This is a genomic window from Streptomyces sp. SCSIO 75703 (genome assembly GCF_036607905.1).
Lineage (GTDB): Bacteria > Actinomycetota > Actinomycetes > Streptomycetales > Streptomycetaceae > Streptomyces.
The window spans coordinates 5,060,276-5,080,174 of the sequence record NZ_CP144555.1 but is presented as its reverse complement, the minus strand read 5'-3'; the positions used below and the strand labels follow the sequence as shown (position 1 = coordinate 5,080,174).

18 protein-coding genes and 1 riboswitch are annotated in these 19,899 nt (G+C 71.6%); of the genes, 4 read left to right on the top strand and 14 right to left on the bottom strand.

The genetic code is table 11. The annotated features are described in order from the left end of the window. Window positions 1–24: 24 nt before the first annotated feature. The 4 genes from VM636_RS22305 to VM636_RS22290 all read right to left on the bottom strand — a co-directional run bounded on the left by VM636_RS22305 (window position 25) and on the right by VM636_RS22290 (window position 4,383). Window positions 25–1,092 (bottom strand): C40 family peptidase, encoded by a 1,068-nt coding sequence (locus tag VM636_RS22305; RefSeq protein ID WP_030417805.1) that lies wholly within the window; start codon window positions 1,090–1,092, stop codon window positions 25–27. Window positions 1,093–1,302: 210 nt separating this feature from the next. Further along, window positions 1,303–2,376 carry a C40 family peptidase gene (locus VM636_RS22300; RefSeq protein ID WP_030417804.1) on the bottom strand — a complete coding sequence of 358 codons (1,074 nt, stop codon included), beginning with the start codon at window positions 2,374–2,376 and terminating at the stop codon, window positions 1,303–1,305. A 352-nt stretch (window positions 2,377–2,728) separates the two neighbouring features. Next, entirely contained in the window at window positions 2,729–4,078 is a 1,350-nt protein-coding gene (locus tag VM636_RS22295) for an NYN domain-containing protein (RefSeq protein ID WP_030417803.1), read from the bottom strand. Between the two features lie 65 nt (window positions 4,079–4,143). Further along, window positions 4,144–4,383 (bottom strand): hypothetical protein, encoded by a 240-nt coding sequence (locus VM636_RS22290; RefSeq protein WP_030417802.1) that lies wholly within the window; start codon window positions 4,381–4,383, stop codon window positions 4,144–4,146. 156 nt (window positions 4,384–4,539) lie between these two features. On the opposite strand from VM636_RS22290, the gene VM636_RS22285 reads away from it, so the two are divergent. Together VM636_RS22285 and VM636_RS22280 are read left to right on the top strand one after the other, a co-directional pair. Continuing rightward, window positions 4,540–5,301: a rhomboid family intramembrane serine protease gene (locus VM636_RS22285; RefSeq protein WP_078962483.1), complete on the top strand. Its 762-nt coding sequence runs from the start codon at window positions 4,540–4,542 to the stop codon at window positions 5,299–5,301. Beyond that, window positions 5,298–5,579 carry an Lrp/AsnC ligand binding domain-containing protein gene (locus VM636_RS22280; RefSeq protein ID WP_030417800.1) on the top strand — a complete coding sequence of 94 codons (282 nt, stop codon included), beginning with the start codon at window positions 5,298–5,300 and terminating at the stop codon, window positions 5,577–5,579. Before VM636_RS22285 ends, VM636_RS22280 begins: the two co-directional genes overlap by 4 nt. A gap of 37 nt (window positions 5,580–5,616) precedes the next feature. On the opposite strand, the gene VM636_RS22275 is transcribed toward VM636_RS22280, so the two are convergent. The 6 genes from VM636_RS22275 to VM636_RS22250 form a co-directional block, all read right to left on the bottom strand. Continuing rightward, a complete protein-coding gene (locus VM636_RS22275; protein ID WP_053912587.1) occupies window positions 5,617–7,002 on the bottom strand; it encodes an aminotransferase class V-fold PLP-dependent enzyme in 1,386 nt (461 codons plus the stop codon). Window positions 7,003–7,372: 370 nt separating this feature from the next. Next, a riboswitch (SAM riboswitch) is annotated at window positions 7,373–7,489 on the bottom strand. 84 nt (window positions 7,490–7,573) lie between these two features. After that, the gene (trpD, locus tag VM636_RS22270) at window positions 7,574–8,638 is read right to left on the bottom strand and encodes an anthranilate phosphoribosyltransferase (protein WP_030417798.1); all 1,065 of its coding nucleotides are present in this window, start codon (window positions 8,636–8,638) and stop codon (window positions 7,574–7,576) included. A 153-nt stretch (window positions 8,639–8,791) separates the two neighbouring features. Further along, window positions 8,792–10,429 (bottom strand): cytochrome bc complex cytochrome b subunit, encoded by a 1,638-nt coding sequence (locus VM636_RS22265; RefSeq protein WP_030417797.1) that lies wholly within the window; start codon window positions 10,427–10,429, stop codon window positions 8,792–8,794. Then, window positions 10,426–11,484 carry a Rieske 2Fe-2S domain-containing protein gene (locus VM636_RS22260; protein ID WP_030417796.1) on the bottom strand — a complete coding sequence of 353 codons (1,059 nt, stop codon included), beginning with the start codon at window positions 11,482–11,484 and terminating at the stop codon, window positions 10,426–10,428. The genes VM636_RS22265 and VM636_RS22260 overlap by 4 nt, the downstream gene beginning before the upstream one ends. Next, complete coding sequence (locus VM636_RS22255) at window positions 11,481–12,290, bottom strand: c-type cytochrome (protein WP_030417795.1); 810 nt, start codon at window positions 12,288–12,290, stop codon at window positions 11,481–11,483. The genes VM636_RS22260 and VM636_RS22255 overlap by 4 nt, the downstream gene beginning before the upstream one ends. Before the next feature lie 65 nt (window positions 12,291–12,355). Beyond that, a complete protein-coding gene (locus tag VM636_RS22250) occupies window positions 12,356–12,976 on the bottom strand; it encodes a heme-copper oxidase subunit III (protein WP_030417794.1) in 621 nt (206 codons plus the stop codon). 178 nt (window positions 12,977–13,154) lie between these two features. Here VM636_RS22250 and VM636_RS22245 point away from each other — a divergent pair, with 178 nt between their 5' ends. Next, window positions 13,155–13,556 (top strand): response regulator transcription factor, encoded by a 402-nt coding sequence (locus tag VM636_RS22245; RefSeq protein ID WP_030417793.1) that lies wholly within the window; start codon window positions 13,155–13,157, stop codon window positions 13,554–13,556. A 98-nt stretch (window positions 13,557–13,654) separates the two neighbouring features. Here the strand turns inward: VM636_RS22245 and VM636_RS22240 are convergent, their stop codons facing one another. From VM636_RS22240 to coxB, 4 genes are all read right to left on the bottom strand, one after another. Beyond that, the gene (locus VM636_RS22240) at window positions 13,655–14,929 is read right to left on the bottom strand and encodes an Ig-like domain-containing protein (protein WP_030417792.1); all 1,275 of its coding nucleotides are present in this window, start codon (window positions 14,927–14,929) and stop codon (window positions 13,655–13,657) included. A gap of 138 nt (window positions 14,930–15,067) precedes the next feature. After that, complete coding sequence (locus VM636_RS22235) at window positions 15,068–15,466, bottom strand: cytochrome c oxidase subunit 4 (RefSeq protein ID WP_030417791.1); 399 nt, start codon at window positions 15,464–15,466, stop codon at window positions 15,068–15,070. Beyond that, complete coding sequence (gene ctaD, locus VM636_RS22230; RefSeq protein WP_030417790.1) at window positions 15,463–17,199, bottom strand: cytochrome c oxidase subunit I; 1,737 nt, start codon at window positions 17,197–17,199, stop codon at window positions 15,463–15,465. The genes VM636_RS22235 and ctaD overlap by 4 nt, the downstream gene beginning before the upstream one ends. Continuing rightward, window positions 17,196–18,155: a cytochrome c oxidase subunit II gene (gene coxB, locus VM636_RS22225; protein ID WP_030417789.1), complete on the bottom strand. Its 960-nt coding sequence runs from the start codon at window positions 18,153–18,155 to the stop codon at window positions 17,196–17,198. The genes ctaD and coxB overlap by 4 nt, the downstream gene beginning before the upstream one ends. Before the next feature lie 355 nt (window positions 18,156–18,510). On the opposite strand from coxB, the gene VM636_RS22220 reads away from it, so the two are divergent. After that, window positions 18,511–19,893, top strand: coding sequence for a cysteine desulfurase/sulfurtransferase TusA family protein (locus tag VM636_RS22220; RefSeq protein WP_053912586.1), 1,383 nt, complete (start codon window positions 18,511–18,513; stop codon window positions 19,891–19,893). The last annotated feature ends 6 nt before the right edge of the window (window positions 19,894–19,899 follow it).

Here is a 19,899-nt window from a genome sequence, read left to right as displayed (position 1 = left end):
GTAGGGGGCCGCGGGCCGCCCGGGTCAGACCCGGGTGACGGAGGAGACCGGCATCATCCCCACGGGGTCGTAACGCACCGGGGCACCGGGCCGGGGCGCGTGGATGACCTGGCCGCCGCCGACGTACAGGGCGATGTGGCTGGCGTCGTCCCGGTAGGCGACGAGGTCGCCGGGGCGGGCCTCGGAGAGCGGGACCTGCCGGCCCGCGTACCGCTGCTCCTGCGAGGTGCGCGGCAGGCTGATCCCGGCCTGGGCGTAGGACCACTGGGTCAGTCCCGAACAGTCGAAGCCGCTGGGGCCGTTGGCGCCCCAGATGTAGGGCTTGCCGAGGGCGGAGCGGGCGGCGGCGAGGGCGGCGGCGGCCCGTCCGGAGGCGGGGGCGGCACCGTCGGGGCCGGGCAGGTCGTCGCGGCCGGAGCGGGAGGCGCGGTCGAGGGCGCCGCGTTCGCCGGGCGGCAGGGAGAGCAGCAGGCGGCGGGCCTCGCCCAGTTTGCGTTCCACGGTGCGCTTGTGGGCGGCGACCGCCTCGCGGCTCTCCTCCAGTTCGGCGAGGCGCGCGGTGGCCTCGGAGCGGTCCTGGGCGAGCCGGCGCAGCGCGTCCCGGAGCTGCCCGAACTCGCCGGCCTGCCGGGTGCTGACGCGGTCCAGCGCGAGGGCGCGGTCGAGGTAGTCGTCCGGGTGGGCGGACAGGAGCAGGGCGAGCGAGGGGTCGAGGCCGCCGGAGCGGTACTGGGCTCCGGCGAGCGAACCGAGCGTCTCACGCAGGCCGTTGACCCGGTCCTGCTGCCGGGCGACCGCGTCGCGGGCGGTGTCGACCCGCTCGCGCAGTTCCTCGGCGCGCTCGTCGGCCTTGTTGTACTCCTCGGTGGCCCGTTCGGCCTCGGTGTAGAGGCGGTCCACCTCGGCCCGCGTGTCCTCGTGCGGGGCGGCGGCGGCCGGTACGGCGCCCAGGACGGCGGCGGCGACGGAGAGCAGGCCGGCCGCGCCGGTGAGCCCGCGGTGGGCCGGCGGAGCGGATCTCGTCGGTGCCGGACGGGCGGCGGCCGGGCCGCGGCGCGGGCCGGACGGCGCAAGACGGCGATGGGACCCCACGGGAAGCCGCACTCCTTCCGCTGGCGGACGGGGAAACGCGGCAGACAGTAGCCCCGCGGGGCGGCGGAGGCCAACGACCGTGGGCGGCCCGCGACACGGCGCCCCGCCGCTGACGCAGGTCACCGGCGGGGCGGGGGTCGAAGTACCGCAGCGTGATTCGCCCGAACGGGCGGTATGGGGGAGGCCTTTGGGGCGCGCGTGCCCGGTGGGTCAGACGCGCACGCCGAACATGAACGGGCCGCCGATGGTGTTCATCGACTCGTAGCGGACCACGGTGCCGGTGCGCGGGGCGTGCAGGATCTGGCCGTTGCCCGCGTAGAGGCCGACGTGGTGGATGTCGTTGAAGAAGAAGACGAGGTCGCCGACCTGGAGTTGGTTGACCGAGTAGATCCGCGTGCCGGCGTTGGCCTGGTCCTGGGACATGCGGGGCAGTCCGACGCCGGCCTGGGCGTAGGCCCAGCGGGTCAGGCCCGAGCAGTCGAAGGAGGAGGGGCCGGTGGCGCCGTAGACGTACGGGGTGCCTATCTTGCTCTGCGCGGCGGAGAAGGCCGCCCCGGCGCGGCCGGAGGCCGAGACGGAACCGCCGGCCGAGCCGGTGTCGGTGCTGCCGCCGCCACCGCTGAGCACCTGGCGCTCGCTGTCGCGGCTGGCGCGGGTCTCCTCCTCGGCGAGGGCGGCCTTCTCGGCGGCGGTGAGGCTGTTGAGGAGCTTCTGCGCGGAGGAGAGCTTGCCCTGGACTTCCTTCTTCTTCTTGCCCAGCTCGGTGCGCGTGGAGGAGAGGTCCTTGAGCTTGTCGGAGGCCTCCGCGCGCTGCTGGGCGAGGTCGCGCTGCTTCTCCTGGATCTTCTTCAGCGCCTCGACCTGCTGGCCGCTGAGCTGGTCCAGGGTGGACGCCTTGTCGAGGTAGTCGTCCGGGTCGGCGGAGAGGAAGAGCTGGAGGGAGGGGTCGAGGCCGCCGGTGCGGTACTGGGCGCTCGCCATCGAACCGAGGCCGTCGCGGAGCTTGTTCAGCTCCTCCTGGCCGCGGGCGACGTTGTCCTGGAGGGTGGAGATCTCCTTCTGGAGCTTGTCCTGCTTCTCCTTGGCGCCGTTGTACTTCTCGGTCGCCTGCTCCGCCTCCTGGTAGAGCTTGTCGACCTTGGCCTTGACCTCGTCCTTGCTCGGCTTCTCACTGGGGGCGGCGTTGGCGGCCTGCGAGCTCAGGGCGACAGCGGCGGCGGCAGCGGTGGTGAGCACGGTCACTCGTGCGCGGCTCGGCTGCTTGGGACGACGGTGGGACGCCACGGAGGCGAGCTCCTTCTTCCTCCAGCCGCCTACCGACACGCCGGCGGGCGGTGCCCTTCGCCGTCACTCACCCCTTGTGAGCGATCACCCGAGCGAAGGTTCGAGCCGACCCTAGTGACCCACTTGTGATCAGTTCAAATCCTCAGGTGAAAAATGTGAGGCAGCCGAGACATATTTTGCCTTCAACTCACCGCGCGTCACCTTGGCTTGACTCACCGTCGCCCAGATGTCCGTCAAAGTCGGCCAAGCGGCCCTTAAGGCACGGCAGTGAGGTAAGGGGCTGTTGGGACACACCGCTCACGGCACGGCACGCGGAAGGCACCCCGCCGGGCCGGACCGCCGGGCCGCGGGGTCAGCCGCGCGAGAAGCGCTTGAGGAGCACCGCCGAGGCCACCGGCCGCGCGCCCGCCCGCGCGATCCCGTCGGCGACCTCGCGGTCGGTGGAGACCACGACGACCGGCCGGCCCGGCGGCTCGGCGCGCACGAGTTGGCGGATCAGCTCGTCGGCGGTGACCCCGGGCTTGGAGAAGAGCACCCGCACCCCGCGCGGCGGCGCGAGCAGCACGGGCGCGGCCAGTTCGGCGCCGTCGAAGACACAGGTCGTCTCGGCGCCGGTCTGCGCGGCGAGCTGGGAGAGCTGGCCGAGCAGCCGCAGCCGCTGCTTCTCCAGCGGCATCTGCGGATAGCCGGTCTTGGTGACGTTGTAGCCGTCGACCACCAGGTGCGCCTGGGGCAGCGCCAGCAACTGGTCGAGGATGGCGGGGTCGTGCTCGGACAGGGCACGGGCCGCGATGTCCTTCGGCGACATCCGGCCGGGCTCGACCGCGTCCACCGTCTCCGCGGGCCGCACCGAGACCGGGGGCAGCGCCAGTTCGCGGCGCAGCCCCTGGGTCGCGTCGAGCAGCGTGTCGAGCAGCAGCCGGACCCGCATGTCCTCGACGCTGCGCCCCTCACGGGCCGCTTTGCGGGTGGCCTCCAGGGCCGCCTCCGCCTCCCCGAGCCGGGACTTCAGGCGCCGGTTCTCGCTCTCGGCGGCGGAGACCAGCGCCTGGGCGTCGGCGCGGACGGCGTCCGCTTCGGTCCGGATCCTGCGCAGCGCCGCCTCGCCGCGCCGCACGTCGCTGAGCGCGGCCCGCAGCTTGCGGTGGAGCGCGTCGGACTCTTTGCGCGCCGCGTCCAGCTCCGTCCGCAGCCGTTCGGTCTCGGCGCGGGTGTGCTCCCGGGCGCGGGCCAGCTCGCCGGTGAGCCGTTCCAGCTCGGCCCGGCTCTCCTCGCCGGCGCGCTCCGCGTCCGCGCGCAGCGCCTCCTCACCGGCCGCCGCCACCAGCTTGACCCAGCCCGGCGGACGCAGGACGTAGGCCGCGGCCGCCACGTCGAGCGGGTCCGCGGCCGGGGGCGGGGAGCCGGCGTCGAGGGCGCCGGCCAGCTCCGGCTGCGCCTCCCGGAACTTCTCGCCGACGCGCCCGCGGAAGAGCGGGTCGCCCTCCACGGCGGCGGCCATCGCGTTGCCCGCGAAGCGGATCCGGCGGGTCGGGGTGAAGCGGGCGTACTGCCGGAGCTGGGCGGGCAGTTCACCGAGGGTGAGCCCGCCGAAACCGTCGGACACGATCTGCACGACCCGGCGGCGCACCCCGTCGGGCAGCGGGCGGTCGAGCACCTCGGCGGCGCCGTCGCCCGGCTCTCCGCTCTGCGTCTGCGCCATCCGTCACCCCCATCCCTGAGGACGGTCCCCTGCGGGGCCGCCGCCGGCCGGGCCCGCTCCCCTCATCAGGAGCCGGCGCCCGGCCTGTCCACGAGTTCCACCTGGTCCACGGCATTGCACCAGCGACACCGCACCGACTCGATGGTCTCACTGAGCACCTCGCGCTCCTCGACCTTCGGCTCACCGGCCAGATCGAGGTGCACGTACTCGACGACCTTCGACGCGCGGGTCACGTCGAAGCGCGTGAGGTTGCCGCAGAGGGTGCAGCGCCACCGTGTCGTCTCGGTCGGCAGGGGAACGGTCATCGTCGCGGTTCGCTCTCTTCCGGTCCGGAGGACGCGCCGGACCGTCCGGTGCGTCTGGCTCGTAACCCTACGGCCTGGCGGGTACCCGTCGCCCGCGTGTCCACGGCGGCGAGGCGGTCCGGGCGGTTGTGCCCGGTTACGTCATGCTCTGTGTCCATGTTCCGCAACTGGAGGCCGGGGGCCCTGAGGAAAGCCCGGACGGGCGGCGACGACGGCACCTCCCGGTGCCGGGCGGCGCCGGTGACCTACGGGCTGATCGCGCTGTGCTGTGTGTCGTTCCTGGTCAGCCCGGCCTCGGGGCTGAATCCGGGGTACGGCGCCGGGGAGGCGCTGCTCACCGCGCAGCGCGCCTGGTTCCGACGCTGGGGCGTGGTCCCCGCAGAGCTGTTCGACGGCTCACCCGGTGCGGTGTTCACGCCGGTCACCGCGCTCTTCGTGCACGCCGGCTGGGTGCACCTGCTCGGCAACATGCTGTTCCTCTACGTCTTCGGCGTGATGACCGAGGCCCGGATGGGCCGGCTCGGGTTCGCGGTGTTCGCCGTGAGCTGCGGGAGCCTCGCCCTGCTGGGGTACGCGGTGGCCAACGCCTCCTCCGAGGAGTCCCTGGTGGGTGCCTCGGGGGCGATCTCGGCGGTGCTCGGCGCCTTCCTGCTCCTCTTCCCGCGGGCCCGGGTGACCAGCCTGCTGCCCTTCCTGTTCTTCGTGCCGCTGCGCTTCCCGGCCTGGGTGGTGCTGCCCTTCTGGGCCGGGCTCCAGGCGCTGGCGGCGGGGCGGGCCGGCGACGGGCCCGGCGTCGCCTACCTCGCCCACCTGGTGGGCTTCGGGCTCGGCTTCCTCTACGCCTGGGTGCGCTTCGGGCGGGGGACTAGAGTTGGGGGCGTCCCAGCGACGGCCCCCGAGGGAGAGAACCAGCCGTGATCAGCGCGATCGTCCTCATCAAGACCAGCGTGGACCGGATTCCCGAGATCGCGGAGCGGATCGCCGCGCTGGAGAGCGTCAGCGAGGTCTTCTCGGTCACCGGCACCTACGACCTGATCGCCATGGTCCGGGTCCGCCGGCACGAGGACCTGGCGGAGGTCATCCCGGGCCGGATCAGCAAGATCCCCGGAGTGGAGGCCACGGACACGCACGTGGCCTTCCGCACCTACTCCCAGCACGACCTGGAGGCGGCCTTCGCCATCGGGCTGGACAACTGACCCGCTCCCCCGCCGCGCCCCGGCCGGTCCGCCCCGCTCAGGCCGCCGGAGCCTCGGGCACGCAGCGCCCGTCCTCGGTGCGGTAGCTCCACCGGGCACCCTCGCGCACCAGCCGCCCCACGGCCTCGACGAACCGGTCGACGTGCTCCTCGGGCGTGCCCGCCCCGAAGCTGACCCGCACCGCGTGCAGGGGCCCCTCCCCGCCTCCCGGCTCCGCCGCCGCACCGCAGCCGCCCGGCGCCTGCGCCCCGCCGCCGAGCAGGGCGCGCACCAGCGGGTGGGCGCAGAACAGCCCGTCGCGCACGCCGATGCCGTACTCGGCGGAGAGCGCGGCGGCGAAGTGCGAGGCGTTCCAGCCCTCGACGACGAAGGAGACCACGCCGACACGGGGCGCCTTGTCGCCGAAGAGGGACAGCACCCGCACCTCGGGCACCCGGGCCAGCCCCGCCCGCAGCCGGCCGAGCAGGTACCGCTCCCGCGCCACCAGGGCGTCGAAGCCGGCCTCGGTCAGCGCCTCACAGGCGGAGGCGATGGCGTGGGCGCCGATCACGTTGGGCGAGCCGGCCTCGTGCCGGGCGGCGCCGTCGTGCCACTCGACCTCCAGCGTGCCGTCGGCCCGCCGGGCCACCGTCCGGCTGGCCCCGCCCCCGGCGAGGTAGGGCTCGGCCTCGCCCAGCCAGTCGGCGCGGCCGGCCAGCACGCCCGCGCCGAAGGGCGCGTACAGCTTGTGCCCGGAGAAGGCGACCCAGTCGACGTCCAGGTCGCGGACCCTGACCGGGTGGTGCGGGGCGAGCTGGGCGGCGTCCAGGACGACGCGGGCACCGTGGGCGTGGGCGGCGGCGGCCAGTTCGCGCACCGGCCACAGCTCGCCGGTGACGTTGGAGGCGCCGGTCACGCAGACCAGGGCGGGGCCGTGGGGGGCGCGGTCGGCGAGGGCCCGCTCCAGGATCTCCACGGCCCGCCCGGGGCTGTCGGGGGCGTCCAGCACGGTGACGGGGGCGCCGCGCCAGGGCAGCAGCGCCGCGTGGTGCTCGGTCTCGAAGACGAAGACCCGGCAGTCGCGGGGCAGGGCGGCGGCGAGCAGGTTGAGGGAGTCGGTGGTGGACCGGGTGAAGACGACCTGGTCCCCGGGGCGGCAGTCGAGGAACTCGGCGACGGTCCGGCGGGCCCGCTCGAACAGTTCGGTCGACAGCCGGGACAGGTGCCCGGCCCCGCGGTGCACGCTGCCGTAGTACGGGGCGTAGGCGGCCACGTCGTCCCAGACCCGGCGCAGCGCGGGGGCGCTGGCGGCGTAGTCGAGCGCGGCGTAGCCGATCTCGCCGCCGGTCACGAGCGGGACGGCGACGTCGAGACCCAGTACCGGGAGCGGGCCGGCGGGGGCGGCCGTGGAGGTCGCGGTGGCGGGGGCGGTGGCGGTGGTCATGGGTGTACTCCCGTGAGGACAGGCGGACCCTTCGCGCGGGCGCTGCGGCCGGGCGCGGAAGGGTCGGAAGGGGCAGAAGGGGGGAGGAGGACGCGCGGCGGGGGCGCTGCGGCCCCGGGCCCTCCGGCGCGGTCCCGGCGCACGCCCACGCGAGGCCGACGGCACGAAACCGGCGCGCGGGGCGCGGGGACGGCGGACCGTGAAAGCGGGCGGGAGGGGACCGTGACGGCGGGCCCGGGGGCGTCGTCGGGGGTGCGGGGCACGGGGGCACGGCACGAGGCGACGACGGCCCCTACGGCATTCGCTTGCTCACGGAAGGCTCCCTCGTACGACCAGGACCCCTGGCGGTGTCACTCGAAGGAGTGCGAGGGGTCCGCGCTTGCCATGGACCCTGCTGTCCACGGCCTGGTCTTCACCCGGGGCACCCCGCCACGGACGGAGGGTTGCCGGACAGTCGGCCGGGGCCGTGTGACTGTCACTCATGACCTGGAAGGGAACGTACGCGAGCCGGCCCGCCTCCCGCAACCCGGGTCCGGAGCGCGGGACGCCGGCCGGCCCGGCGGACGGGGTGTCAGGCGTTGCTGGCGGTGACCCAGCGTTCGAGGACGCGGCGGGCGGCGCCCGAGTCGACGGACTCCGCGGCCCGGTCCATGGCCGCCCGGAGCCGCTCGGCGAGCGGGCCGGCGCCCGGCTCCAGCGCCACCAGGGCCGCGGCGGAGTTGAGCAGGACCGCGTCGCGGACCGGGCCGCTCTCGCCGTGGAGCAGGCGGCGGGCGACGTCGGCGTTGTAGGCGGCGTCGGCGCCGCGCAGCGCCTCCACCGGCACCGGCTCGATGCCGACGTCCCGCGGGTCGAAGTGCTCCTCGGTGACCTTGCCGTCGCGCACCTCCCAGACCCGGGAGGTGGCGGTGGTGGTCAGCTCGTCGAGGCCGTCGTCACCGCGGAAGACCAGGGAGGAGTGGCCGCGCTCGGCGAAGACCCCGGCGATGATCGGGGCCATCCGGGCGTCGGCGACGCCGATCGCCTGTGCCTTGACGTGCGCGGGGTTGGTCAGCGGACCCAGGAAGTTGAAGACCGTACGGATGCCGAGCTGTCCGCGGGCCGCCGCGACGTGCCGCAGCGAGGGGTGGAACTTCACCGCGAAACAGAAGGTGATCCCGGCCTCCTCGGCGACCTCGGCGACCCGCCGCGGGCCGAGTTCCAGGTTGACGCCGAGCTTCTCCAGGACGTCGGAGGCGCCGGAGGCCGAGGAAGCGGCCCGGTTGCCGTGCTTGACGACCTTGGCCCCGGTGCCGGCCACGACGATCGCGGACATGGTGGAGATGTTGACCGTCTTGGCACCGTCGCCGCCGGTGCCGACGATGTCGACGGTCTCCCCCGGCACCTCGATCACCCGGGCGTGCGCGTACATGGTGCGGACCAGTCCGGAGATCTCCTCGACGGTCTCGCCCTTGGCCCTCAGCGCGGTGGCGAACCCGGCGATCTGCGCGTCGGTCGCCTCCCCCCGCATGATCACGTCGAGGGCCCAGGCGGTGTCGTCGGCGGTCAGGTCGTGACCGTCCAGCAGTCCGTTCAGCAGGGCGGGCCAGGAGCGGCCCGCCGCGGTGTCGCCTCCAGCGGGGGTCACAGCGCTCATCAGCCGCTCCTGTGTGTGGGTCGGGAAACCGTGTCCGCCGGAGGGCACGCGAGTGCTCCGGCGCCCCCCACCCTATCCAGCCGGGGACACGGCCGAGGGGCCCCGTCCGCAGACCGGACGGGACCCCTCGGCAGGTGTGGCGACGCGGGAGCGTCAGTGGTGGCCGTGGCCGCTCGTGATCTCCTTGTACTCCTCGACGGTCGGCTTCGGGATCTGCGAGTCCTCGCCGAAGTACGCGTTGCTCATCTTGGCCCGGAGCTTCTCCGTGGCCTTGGGCTTGCGCTCGACGCCGTTCTCGTCCACCGTCGGGCCGAGCTCGACGGGCCGGTACTGCTCGTGCGCCGTGAGCGTGTGGAGCTGCTCCTGGCTGAGCGGCTCGTGGACCTCGATGAACTCACCGTGCGGCAGGCGCTTGATGACGCCGGCCTCGCGGCCGTGCAGCACCTTCTCCTTGTCCCGGCGCTGGAGGCCGAGGCAGATCCGCTTGGTGACCACGAAGGCCACGACCGGTCCGAGGAAGAACCCGATCCGGACGAACCAGGTGACCGCGTTGATCGACAGGTGGAAGTGGGTGGCGACGATGTCGTTGCCACCACCGATCAGCGTGATCAGGTAGCCGGTGATCCAGGCGACGCCGACGGCCGTGCGGGTCGGGGCGTTGCGCGGGCGGTCCAGGATGTGGTGCTCGCGCTTGTCCCCGGTCACCCAGGACTCGATGAACGGGTACAGGGCGATCACGGCCAGGAACAGACCGAAGACGACCAGCGGGATGAACACGCCCAGGACCAGGGTGTGGCCCCAGAAGTTGATCTCCCAGCCCGGCATGGCGCGGACCAGGCCCTCGGCGAAGCCCATGTACCAGTCCGGCTGGGCGCCGGTGCCGACCTGGTCGGGCCGGTACGGGCCGATGCCCCAGATCGGGTTGATCGTCACGATGCCGGCGATGGCCGCGATGACACCGAAGACCAGGAAGAAGAAGCCTCCGGCCTTGGCCATGTAGACCGGCATCAGCGGCATGCCGACGACGTTCTTGTTGGTCTTGCCCGGCCCGGCGAACTGGGTGTGCTTGTGGTAGAAGACCAGGATCAGGTGGGCCACCATCAGGCCCAGCATGATGCCCGGCAGCAGCAGGATGTGGATCGAGTAGAACCGGGCCACGAAGTCGTGGCCGGGGAACTCCCCGCCGAACAGGAACATCGAGATGTACGTGCCGACGATCGGCACGGACAGGATCGCGCCCTGCGTGAAGCGGACACCGGTGCCGGAGAGCAGGTCGTCCGGGAGCGAGTAGCCGGTGAAACCGGTGAACATGCCCAGGACGAACAGCAGGAAGCCGAACAGCCAGTTGACCTCGCGCGGCTTGCGGAACGCGCCGGTGAAGAAGACGCGCATCATGTGCACGAACATGCCGGCGAGGAAGATCAGCGCCGCCCAGTGGTGGATCTGCCGGATGAGCAGACCACCGCGGATGTCGAAGCTGATGTCCAGCGTGGAGGCGTACGCCTCACTCATGAGCTGGCCCTGCATCGGCACGTACGAGCCGTGGTACGTGATCTCGTTCATCGACGGGTGGAAGAACAGCGTCAGGTACACACCCGTGAGGATGATGATGATGAAGCTGTACATGCACACTTCGCCCAGCATGAACGACCAGTGGTCGGGGAAGATCTTGCGCATGTTGGCCTTGGCCAGGGAGTAGATCCCGAGCCGCCCGTCCGCCCAGTCGGCGACGCGCTCGCCGGCCGGGGACTTCCCGCGAGAGCGGGCCTCAGTGCTCGGTGCAGTACTCATCCGCGCTCCCAGAAGGCAGGACCGACGGGCTCGTCGAAGTCGCCGAGCGCCTCGAGGTAGCCCTCGTCGTTCACACCGATACGCAGCTGCGGCAGGGCGTGACCGGCGGGACCGAAGATCACTCGGGCGCCGTCGGAGAGGTCGAAGGTGGACTGGTGGCAGGGGCACAGCGCGTGGTGCGTCTGCTGCTCGTACAGGGAGATCGGGCAACCGACGTGGGTGCAGATCTTCGAGTACGCCACGATGCCCTCGTGCGACCACTCGAGTTCGCGCTTGTCCTTGATGTCGCCCGGCTGGAGCCGGACGATCATCAGAGCCGCCTTGGCGATCTCGGACTGGAAGTTCTCGTCGTGCTCCGACATGCCCTCGGGCATGGCGAAGCTGAGCGAACCGACGACCACGTCCGAGGGACGGATCGGCTGGTTCGTGTTCATGTTGACGAGAAGCTTGCCCTTGGACCACATGGTGTGGCGGAGCTTGGTCCCGGGCAGCGGGCCGAGGTCGCGCAGGAGCACGACGCCGGAGAGCGGAACCAGGGTGAGCGCGCCGAGCATGGTGTTGCGGATCAGCTTGCGGCGCCCGATCGCCGATTCCTTCGCGCCCTGCTTGAAGTCCGCGTGGACCTTGGCCCGGACCTCCGGCGACGCCTCGATCGGGTGACGCTCATCGGCGATCTCCTCGTCGGACATCAGGGTGCGGGCCCAGTGGACCGCGCCCGCGCCGATGGTGAAGAGCGCGACACCGAGGGTCAGACCCAGCGCGAAGTTCATCGCGTTGAGGTGCCCCAGCGGCCACACGTAGATCGACTTGTCGTGCGGGATGGCCACGAACGCGGCGATGAAGCCGACGGTGGCCAGCATCGAGACCGTGAACAGCAGGGCCACCGTGCGCTCGGACCGCTTGGCGGCCCGCTCGTCGATGTCCTGCACCCGGTGCTCGTGGGGCGGCAGACCGGGGTCCGCGAACGGGTTCTCCTCGTCCGCGACCCGGACCGCACCGTGCGGGGCGTCCTGCTCAGCGGGCAGGTTCTCTTCGGGAATCTGGTTGCTACTCATGACTTCTTGGCCTTTGCGGTCCGAGCGGCGACCCAGACGGCGACCGCGATCAGCCCGCCCAGTCCGAACAGCCACGCGAACAGACCCTCACTGACCGGGCCCAGTCCGCCGAGGCTGAGACCGCCGGGGCTCTCGGTGTCTTCGCCGTTGACCGCGTTCAGGTAGGCGATGATGTCCTTCTTGTTCTGCTCCGACAGCGTCTGGTCGGGGAAGGAGGGCATGTTCTGCGGGCCGGTCTGCATGGCCTCGTAGATGTGCTTCGGGTCCACGCCCTCCAGACCGGGGGCGTACTTGCCGTGCGTCAGCGCGCCGCCCTTGCCGGTGAAGTTGTGGCACTGGGCGCAGTTGTTGCGGAACAGCGCGCCGCCGTTGGCGATGTCCGCGCCCTGCGGGCCGTACTGCTCCTTCGTCGGGACGGCCGGACCGGCACCCAGCGAAGCGATGTAGGCCGCGAGCTGGTCGATCTCGGCCTGCGAGTAGATGACCTTCTTGCGCGGGACCTGCGCGCCCGGCTGCTGGGCCGGCATCCGGCCGGTGCCCACCTGGAAGTCGACGGCCGCGGCGCCCACGCCGACCAGGCTCGGGCCGTCGGTGGTGCCCTGACCTCCGGTGCCGTGGCAGCTGGCGCAGCCGACGGCGTAGAGCTTCTTGCCCTCGTCGATGGCGAGGGACTGGGCGGTTTCATCGGCCTGCGCCTTGCTCGCGGGTGCGAACGCGGCGTACAGCCCCCCTGTGCATGCCAGCGCGAGGAGTAGGACGACGAGCGCCGCCAGCGGATGGCGTCGTCGTGCGGAGAGCTTTTTCACGGATTACCCCGGTGTCAGGATCTTCTGCGTCGATGCTTCTGGTATTGCGCGGGTGCGTGCCGCGACTACTTGATCATGTAGATCGTGGCGAAGAGGCCGATCCACACGACATCTACGAAGTGCCAGTAATAGGACACGACGATGGCGGCGGTCGCCTGATCGTGGGTGAACCTCCGGGCCGCGTAGGTGCGGCCGAGGACCAGCAGGAAGGCGAACAGTCCGCCCAACACGTGCAGTCCGTGGAAGCCGGTGGTCAGGTAGAACACCGAGCCGTAGGCGTCGGACGAGAGCGAGAGGCCCTCGTGCTTGACGAGCTCGGTGTACTCGAACACCTGACCGCCGATGAAGATCGACCCCATCGCGAAGGTGACGATGAACCACATCCGGAGCTTCTTCACGTCACCGCGCTCGGCCGCGAACACGCCGAGCTGGCAGGTGAGGGAGGAGAGCACCAGGATCGTGGTGTTCGTCGCGGAGAACGGGAAGTTCAACGCGTCGGCCTTCGAGGACCAGAAGTCCGGGCCGGTCACCGATCGCAGGGTGAAGTACATCGCAAAGAGGGCCGCGAAGAACATCAGCTCGGAACTCAGCCAGATGATGGTTCCGACGCTGGTGAGGTTCGGTCGGTTGACCGACGGGTGCGCGTGCCCGGTGTCTACTGTCGTTGCTGTCGCCACGACCGACATTATGTCGGTCGCTTATCCCGCCCTCACCCCGGGGGGTGCCGTTCGGAGTGTCCGCCCCCTCTGGACTGCCCGTATGGCCCACCGAACGGCCTGTCGAAGCCCGGTGCGGACCGCTGTTGACAAGGGGTGCGAGGGAGTAGCATCCGCCCCAACGGGCTACCGACGTATCGGAGGAAGCATGCAGGCGACCGCCACGGTGCTGGTCTACAGCGACGACTCCAACACCCGCGAACAAGTGCGGCTCGCCACCGGACGGCGGCCGGCGCCGGACGTGCCCGTGGTCGAGTTCCTGGAGTGCGCCACCCCGGCCGCCGTCGTCAGGGAATTGGACAAGGGCGGCATCGACGTCTGCGTCCTGGACGGCGAGGCCGTGCCCATGGGCGGCATGGGGCTGTGCCGGCAGATCAAGGACGAGATCTTCCGGTGCCCGCCGGTGCTGCTGCTCATCGCGCGGCCCCAGGACGCCTGGCTCGCCACCTGGAGCCGCGCGGAGTCCGCCGTGACCCTTCCGGTGGAACCGGTGGAGTTCGCCTCCGCCCTCGCCTCCCTGCTGCGGCAGAAGCGCCTGCAGAGCGCCTAGGACGCCCCTGCGGGCCCCGGGAGGCCGCCCGGGGCCCGTAGTGCCCGTACCGTCCCGCGGGCCCCTGGGCGGCGTCCTGGGCGTTCCGCGCCGCGCCGTCACGCCGCGGCGGGTCGCAGCCGGGCCCCGTCCTGCGGGTCCGGGGCGGCGCCCTGGCCGCCCGACAGGGCGCTGCCCTCGCGCCACTTGTCCCAGTCGAGGTTCCAGTCCCCGAAGCCGTTGCCGAAGGGCTCCATGGTGTCGCCGCCGGAGTTGATCACCTTGACGATGTCGCCCTCCTGCACCGTGTCGAAGAACCACTCGGCGTTGGAGGTGTTCATCCCGACGCAGCCGTGACTGACGTTGGCCGAGCCCTGGGAGCCGACGGACCAGGGCGCGGCGTGCACGTACTCGCCGCTCCAGGTGACCCGGGTGGCGAAGTACACCGGCAGGTCGTACGACTCCGAGGAGCCCTCGGCGATGCCGACGGTGCTGCTGCGCATCCGTACGAAGGGCTCCTTGCCGAGCACGACCTTGACGCCGTTGCGGGTCTCGAAGCCGGGCTTGCCCGCGGTGACCGGGATCTGCCGGACCTCCTCGCCGTCCCGGTAGACGGTGAGGGTGTGCGCGGCGGCGTCGGTGACGGCGACGACGCTGTCGCCGGTGCGGAACGTCAGCGGCTTGGTCTCGCCGCCCCACATCCGATCGCCGATCTTGATGCCCTCCAGGGTGGAGCGGACGTCCACGGTGGCGTGGGCGGGCCAGTACTCCTTGGGGCGGTAGTGCAGCTTCTTGTCGTCCACCCAGTGCCAGGAGCCCTCCACCGCGGGCGTGGAGCGCACCTTGAGCGCGCGTTCCACCACGGCCCGCTGGGCCTTGTCCTTGACCGGCTCGCTCAGCTCGGCCGTGACGGGCTGGCCCACGCCGTAGGTGCCCGCCTTGGGGCCGAAGGCGACGTCCAGGGTCTTCTTGGCGGCGGGGGTGCCGGTCTCGAAGGCGAGGACCTTGCGGCCGGGTGCCCCGGAGCCGTCCTCGGTGGAGACGCGCACCGTGTAGCGGGCGTTGGCGGCCAGCGGCGAGGTGCTGTGCCAGCGGGCGCCGTCGGCGGCGAGTTCGCCCGCCACGTGGCGGCCCGCGGCGTCCATCGCCGTGACGTCCGTGATGCGTCCGCCGGCGGCCTCGGCGACGACCTCCAGGGGGGTGTCCGGGTCGGCCTTCTTCCCGGCGTCCTTGGGTCCGTTGAACGAGATCTGGCCCGCCGCGTCGTAGGGGCCCGCCGACAGCGGGCTGCCGTCGCTGTCGCACGCGGCCACACTCGCGCCGAGGGCGATCACCAGCAGGGTGCAGCCGAGGGCGGTGCGCCCCGGCCCGGGGAGGTGAACCGTCTTGCTCATGGCCTCACGCTAGGGAGGGACGTCGGCGGCGGCACCGCGTGGTAGCCCGTGCGAGTGAGCGCGGGCGGGGCACGCGAAGGGGCCCGGACGCTCCTGACGGAGTGTCCGGGCCCCTCGGTGCCGGGCGGTGCCGGGTGCCTACTGGGTGCGGTTCTCGCCCCGGTAGTACTCGAAGACCCAGCCCCAGATGCTGATCACGATGATCGGGATGGAGAAGTACATGATCCACCAGCCCACGGCGATGCCGATGAAGCCGAGCGCCACACCGGACGCCAGGCCCAGCGGCTGCCAGCTGTGCGGGCTGAAGAACCCGACCTCGCCGGCGTCGTCGGCCACGTCCGCGTCCGTGTCGTCCTGGGCGCCGACGTCGACCCGCCTGGCCGTGAAGCCGAGGTAGAAGCCGACCATCAGGCACAGGCAGAAGGCCAGGAAGAGGATGGTGGCACCGGCCGGCTCCTTCGACCACGCGCCGTAGGCGATCGCCACGACGAGGATGAAGGCGCTCAGCCAGAGGAACATCTTGCCCTGGATCTTCACTTGCCCGCCTCCTTGCCGCCGGCGAGGGCCTTGTCACCGTGACCGGTGTTCTCGAGCTGGTCCAGGGCGGCGATCTCCGGGTGGTGCAGGTCGAACGCCGGGGATTCGCTGCGGATGCGCGGCAGGGTGAGGAAGTTGTGCCGCGGCGGCGGGCAGGAGGTCGCCCACTCCAGCGAACGGCCGTAGCCCCACGGGTCGTCCACGCCGACCGGCTTGCCGTACTTGGCCGTCTTCCAGATGTTGTAGAAGAACGGCAGGATCGACAGGCCCAGCAGGAACGAGGCGATGGTGGAGACGGTGTTCAGGAAGGTGAAGCCGTCGGCCGCCAGGTAGTCCGCGTACCGGCGCGGCATGCCCTCGGCGCCCAGCCAGTGCTGGACCAGGAAGGTGCCGTGGAAGCCGACGAACAGCGTCCAGAACGTGATCTTGCCCAGGCGCTCGTCGAGCATCTTGCCGGTGAACTTCGGCCACCAGAAGTGGAAGCCGGCGAACATCGCGAACACCACGGTGCCGAAGACGACGTAGTGGAAGTGGGCCACCACGAAGTACGAGTCGGAGACGTGGAAGTCCAGCGGCGGCGAGGCCAGGATGACACCGGTCAGACCACCGAAGAGGAAGGTGACCAGGAAGCCGGCCGACCACAGCATCGGTGTCTCGAAGCTGATGGAGCCCTTCCACATGGTGCCGACCCAGTTGAAGAACTTCACTCCGGTCGGGACCGCGATCAGGAAGGTCATGAAGGCGAAGAACGGGAGCAGTACGCCGCCCGTCACGTACATGTGGTGGGCCCACACCGTGATGGACAGACCCGCGATCGCGATCGTCGCACCGACCAGGCCCATGTAGCCGAAGATCGGCTTCCGGGAGAAGACCGGGACGATCTCACTGACGATGCCGAAGAACGGCAGCGCGATGATGTACACCTCGGGGTGGCCGAAGAACCAGAACAGGTGCTGCCACAACAGGGCCCCGCCGTTGGCGGAGTCGAAGATGTGGGCACCGAACTTGCGGTCCACCTCCAGCGCCAGCAGCGCGGCGGCCAGCACGGGGAAGGCCAGCAGGACCAGCAGACCGGTCAGCAGGACGTTCCAGGTGAAGATCGGCATGCGGAACATCGTCATGCCGGGTGCGCGCATGCAGATGATCGTGGTGATGAAGTTGACCGAGCCGAGGATGGTGCCGAAGCCCTGGAAGGCGAGACCCATGATCCACAGGTCCGCGCCCAGGCCCGGCGAGTGCACGGTGTCGGTCAGCGGCGAGTAGGCGAACCAGCCGAAGTCGGCCGCGCCCTGCGGGGTGAGGAAGCCGCCCAGCGCGATCAGCGAGCCGAACAGGTAGAGCCAGTAGGCGAACATGTTCAGCCGCGGGAACGCGACGTCGGGGGCGCCGATCTGGAGCGGCATGATCCAGTTCGCGAAGCCCGCGAAGAGCGGCGTCGCGAACATCAGGAGCATCACCGTGCCGTGCATGGTGAACGCCTGGTTGAACTGCTCGTTCGACATGATCTGCGTGCCCGGACGGGCCAGCTCGGCGCGCATCACGAGCGCCATCACGCCGCCGATGACGAAGAAGGCGAACGACGTCGCGAGGTACAGCGTGCCGATCGTCTTGTGGTCGGTGGTCGTCAGCCACTTGACCACGACGTTGCCAGGCTGCTTGCGCCGTACCGGCAGCTCGTTCTCGTACGAGTCCACAGCCGCCGAGGCACCCTGGGGTTCATTGAGGATGCTCACAGGTTGTTCGTCTCCCGGTTCTTCTCGTGGCTCGTCTGCGCGATGCCGGCGGGAACGTAACCGGTCTGCCCCTTCTTCGCGAGGTCCTTGAGGTGCTGCTCGTAGCGCTCAGGGGAGACGACCTTCACGTTGAACAGCATCCGGGAGTGGTCCACGCCGCAGAGCTCGGCGCACTTGCCGAAGAAGGTGCCCTCCTTGTTGGGGGTCACCTCGAAGGCGTTGGTGTGGCCCGGGATGATGTCCTGCTTCATCAGGAACGGCACCACCCAGAAGGAGTGGATGACGTCCCGCGAGGTCAGGACGAAGCGGACCGTCTTGCCCTTGGGGAGCCAGAGGGTCGGGCCCGGGTTGTTGTTCTGCGGGTTCCGCGTGCCAGGGATTCCGCAGTCGTAGGCACCGCCGGCGTTCGCGGGGAACTCCGCCTTGAACCGGTCGGGGATGCCGTCCAGTTCCTTGGAGGTCTTCGCGTCGCCGGTGGAGCCCTCGACGTTCTCGACGTAGTTGAAGCACCAGCTCCACTGGAAGCCGACCACGTTGACGGTGACGTCGGGCTGCTTCTTCAGGCTCATGAGCTCGGATTCGTCACGGGCGGTGAAGTAGAACAGCACCGAGACGATGACGAGCGGAACCATGGTGTACAGCGCCTCGATGGGCAGGTTGTACCTGGTCTGCGGTGGAACCTCGACCTTGGTGCGGCTGCGCCGGTGGAAGAAAGCACTCCACAGGATCAGGCCCCACACCAGCACGCCGACGGCGAGCGCGGCAGCCCAGGACCCCTGCCACAGGGAGAGGATCCGCGGAGCCTCTTCCGTGGTCGGGGTGGGCATGCCAAGGCGGGGGAAGTCCTTGTATGTGCAACCGGTGGCGGTCGCCAGGACCAGGCCCGCGGTCATTGCCTGCAGCAGCTTCCGCCGCATCGGGCGCCGCGGCGAGCGGTCGGAGCCGTTGGGACTCACGTAGCGCCTTCCCGAGAGTCTCGCCCGCGCTGGTTGGCTGCGGCCTTCTCGCTGGTCGGTCGCCGCCCTGCGTCGGGCAGGGGTTTGATGTTTATGCGGACCAAACCCTACTGGACGCCTTCCGGCGGGTCGCGGGGAGGGTGCCATACGCGCGGCGGGTCACCCCGAAGGGGTGGGACGGCCGGGGCCGGAACCGCATGTGACGGGGTGTCGGGCACGCGCCCGTACGGGACCCCCGCCCCCTTCCGGGTGAACCGGAACCGCTCCCCCGGGCGCCCGCCGGAAGCCTTCCCCGGGCCCGCGGCGGCCCGCCGGGGCCCGTCACCGCCGCGTGCGGGCGTCGTAGCGTGGGGGCGTGTCCTACTTCGATGCCGCCTCCGCCGCCCCCCTCCACCCCGTCGCCCGCCAGGCGCTCCTGGCCTCCCTGGACGAGGGCTGGGCCGATCCCGCGCGGCTGTACCGGGAGGGCCGGCGGGCCCGGATGCTGCTGGACGCGGCCCGCGAGGCCGCCGCGGAGGCGGTGGGGTGCCGCCCCGACGAGCTGGTGTTCACCCCCTCGGGCACCCGCGCGGTGCACGAGGGCGTCGCGGGCGCGCTGGCCGGCCGCCGCCGCACCGGCGACCACCTCATCGTGTCAGCCGTCGAACACTCGTCCGTGCTCCATGTGGCCGAGGCGCACGAGGCCGCCGGCGGCACGGTGACCCGGCTCGCCGTGGACCGCACGGCCGCGGTGGACCCGGCGGCGTACGCCGGTGCCCTGCGCCCCGGCACGGCCCTGGCGTGCCTCCAGTCGGCCAACCACGAGGTGGGCACCGAGCAGCCGGTGGCCGAGGTGGCCGAGGCGTGCCGGGCCGCGGGCGTGCCGCTGCTGGTGGACGCGGCCCAGTCGCTGGGCTGGGGCCCGGTGCCGGGCGCCTGGTCGCTGCTCGCGGCCAGTGCCCACAAGTGGGGCGGCCCCTCCGGGGTCGGGCTGCTCGTGGTGCGCAAGGGCGTGCGGTTCGCGCCCGCGGGGCCGGGTGACGAGCGCGAGTCGGGGCGGTCGGCCGGTTTCGAGAACATCCCGGCGATCGTGGCCGCCGCCGCCTCGCTGCGGGCGGTGCGGGCCGACGCGGCGCGGGAGGCGGCCCGGCTGCGGGAGCTGACCGGGCGCATCCGGGCCCGGGTGCCCGCCCTGGTGCCGGACGTGGAGGTGGTCGGCGATCCGGAGCGCCGGCTGCCCGGCATCGTGACCTTCTCGTGTCTCTATGTCGACGGGGAGACCCTGCTGCACGAGCTGGACCGGGCCGGTTTCTCGGTCTCCTCCGGCTCGTCCTGCACCAGCAGCACCCTGACGCCGAGCCATGTGCTGCGCGCGATGGGCGTGCTCAGCGAGGGCAACGTCCGTGTCTCCCTGCCGCCGGGCACCTCCGCCGAGGACGTCGAGCGCTTCCTGGAGGTGCTGCCGGGCACGGTGGCCGAGGTGCGGTCCCGGCTGGGGGCGCCGGCCGCCGCGGCCGGGGCACCGGGGGCGGGGGCCGACCGGGTCGTGGACGCGCTCGGCCGGCGCTGCCCCGTACCGGTGATCGAGCTGGCCAAGGTCTTCGGCGAGGTGCCGGTCGGCGGCACGGTACGGGTCCTCGCCGACGACGAGGCGGCCCGGCTGGACATCCCGGCCTGGTGCGAGATGCGCGGCCAGGAGTACGTGGGCGAGGAGCCGGCGGACCGGGGCGCGGCCTACGTGGTCCGCCGGGTCTCCTGACCGGGC

Excerpts from the sequence above, each read along its gene's own strand:
- VM636_RS22260 (WP_030417796.1), bottom strand. The coding sequence starts at position 11,484 with ATGAGTAGCAACCAGATTCCCGAAGAGAACCTGCCCGCTGAGCAGGAC.
- VM636_RS22240 (WP_030417792.1), bottom strand. The coding sequence starts at position 14,929 with ATGAGCAAGACGGTTCACCTCCCCGGGCCGGGGCGCACCGCCCTCGGC.
- VM636_RS22265 (WP_030417797.1), bottom strand. The coding sequence starts at position 10,429 with ATGAGTACTGCACCGAGCACTGAGGCCCGCTCTCGCGGGAAGTCCCCG.
- VM636_RS22295 (WP_030417803.1), bottom strand. The coding sequence starts at position 4,078 with ATGGCGCAGACGCAGAGCGGAGAGCCGGGCGACGGCGCCGCCGAGGTG.
- VM636_RS22245 (WP_030417793.1), top strand. The coding sequence starts at position 13,155 with ATGCAGGCGACCGCCACGGTGCTGGTCTACAGCGACGACTCCAACACC.
- VM636_RS22250 (WP_030417794.1), bottom strand. The coding sequence starts at position 12,976 with ATGTCGGTCGTGGCGACAGCAACGACAGTAGACACCGGGCACGCGCAC.
- VM636_RS22275 (WP_053912587.1), bottom strand. The coding sequence starts at position 7,002 with ATGACCACCGCCACCGCCCCCGCCACCGCGACCTCCACGGCCGCCCCC.
- trpD (WP_030417798.1), bottom strand. The coding sequence starts at position 8,638 with ATGAGCGCTGTGACCCCCGCTGGAGGCGACACCGCGGCGGGCCGCTCC.
- VM636_RS22290 (WP_030417802.1), bottom strand. The coding sequence starts at position 4,383 with ATGACCGTTCCCCTGCCGACCGAGACGACACGGTGGCGCTGCACCCTC.
- VM636_RS22285 (WP_078962483.1), top strand. The coding sequence starts at position 4,540 with ATGTTCCGCAACTGGAGGCCGGGGGCCCTGAGGAAAGCCCGGACGGGC.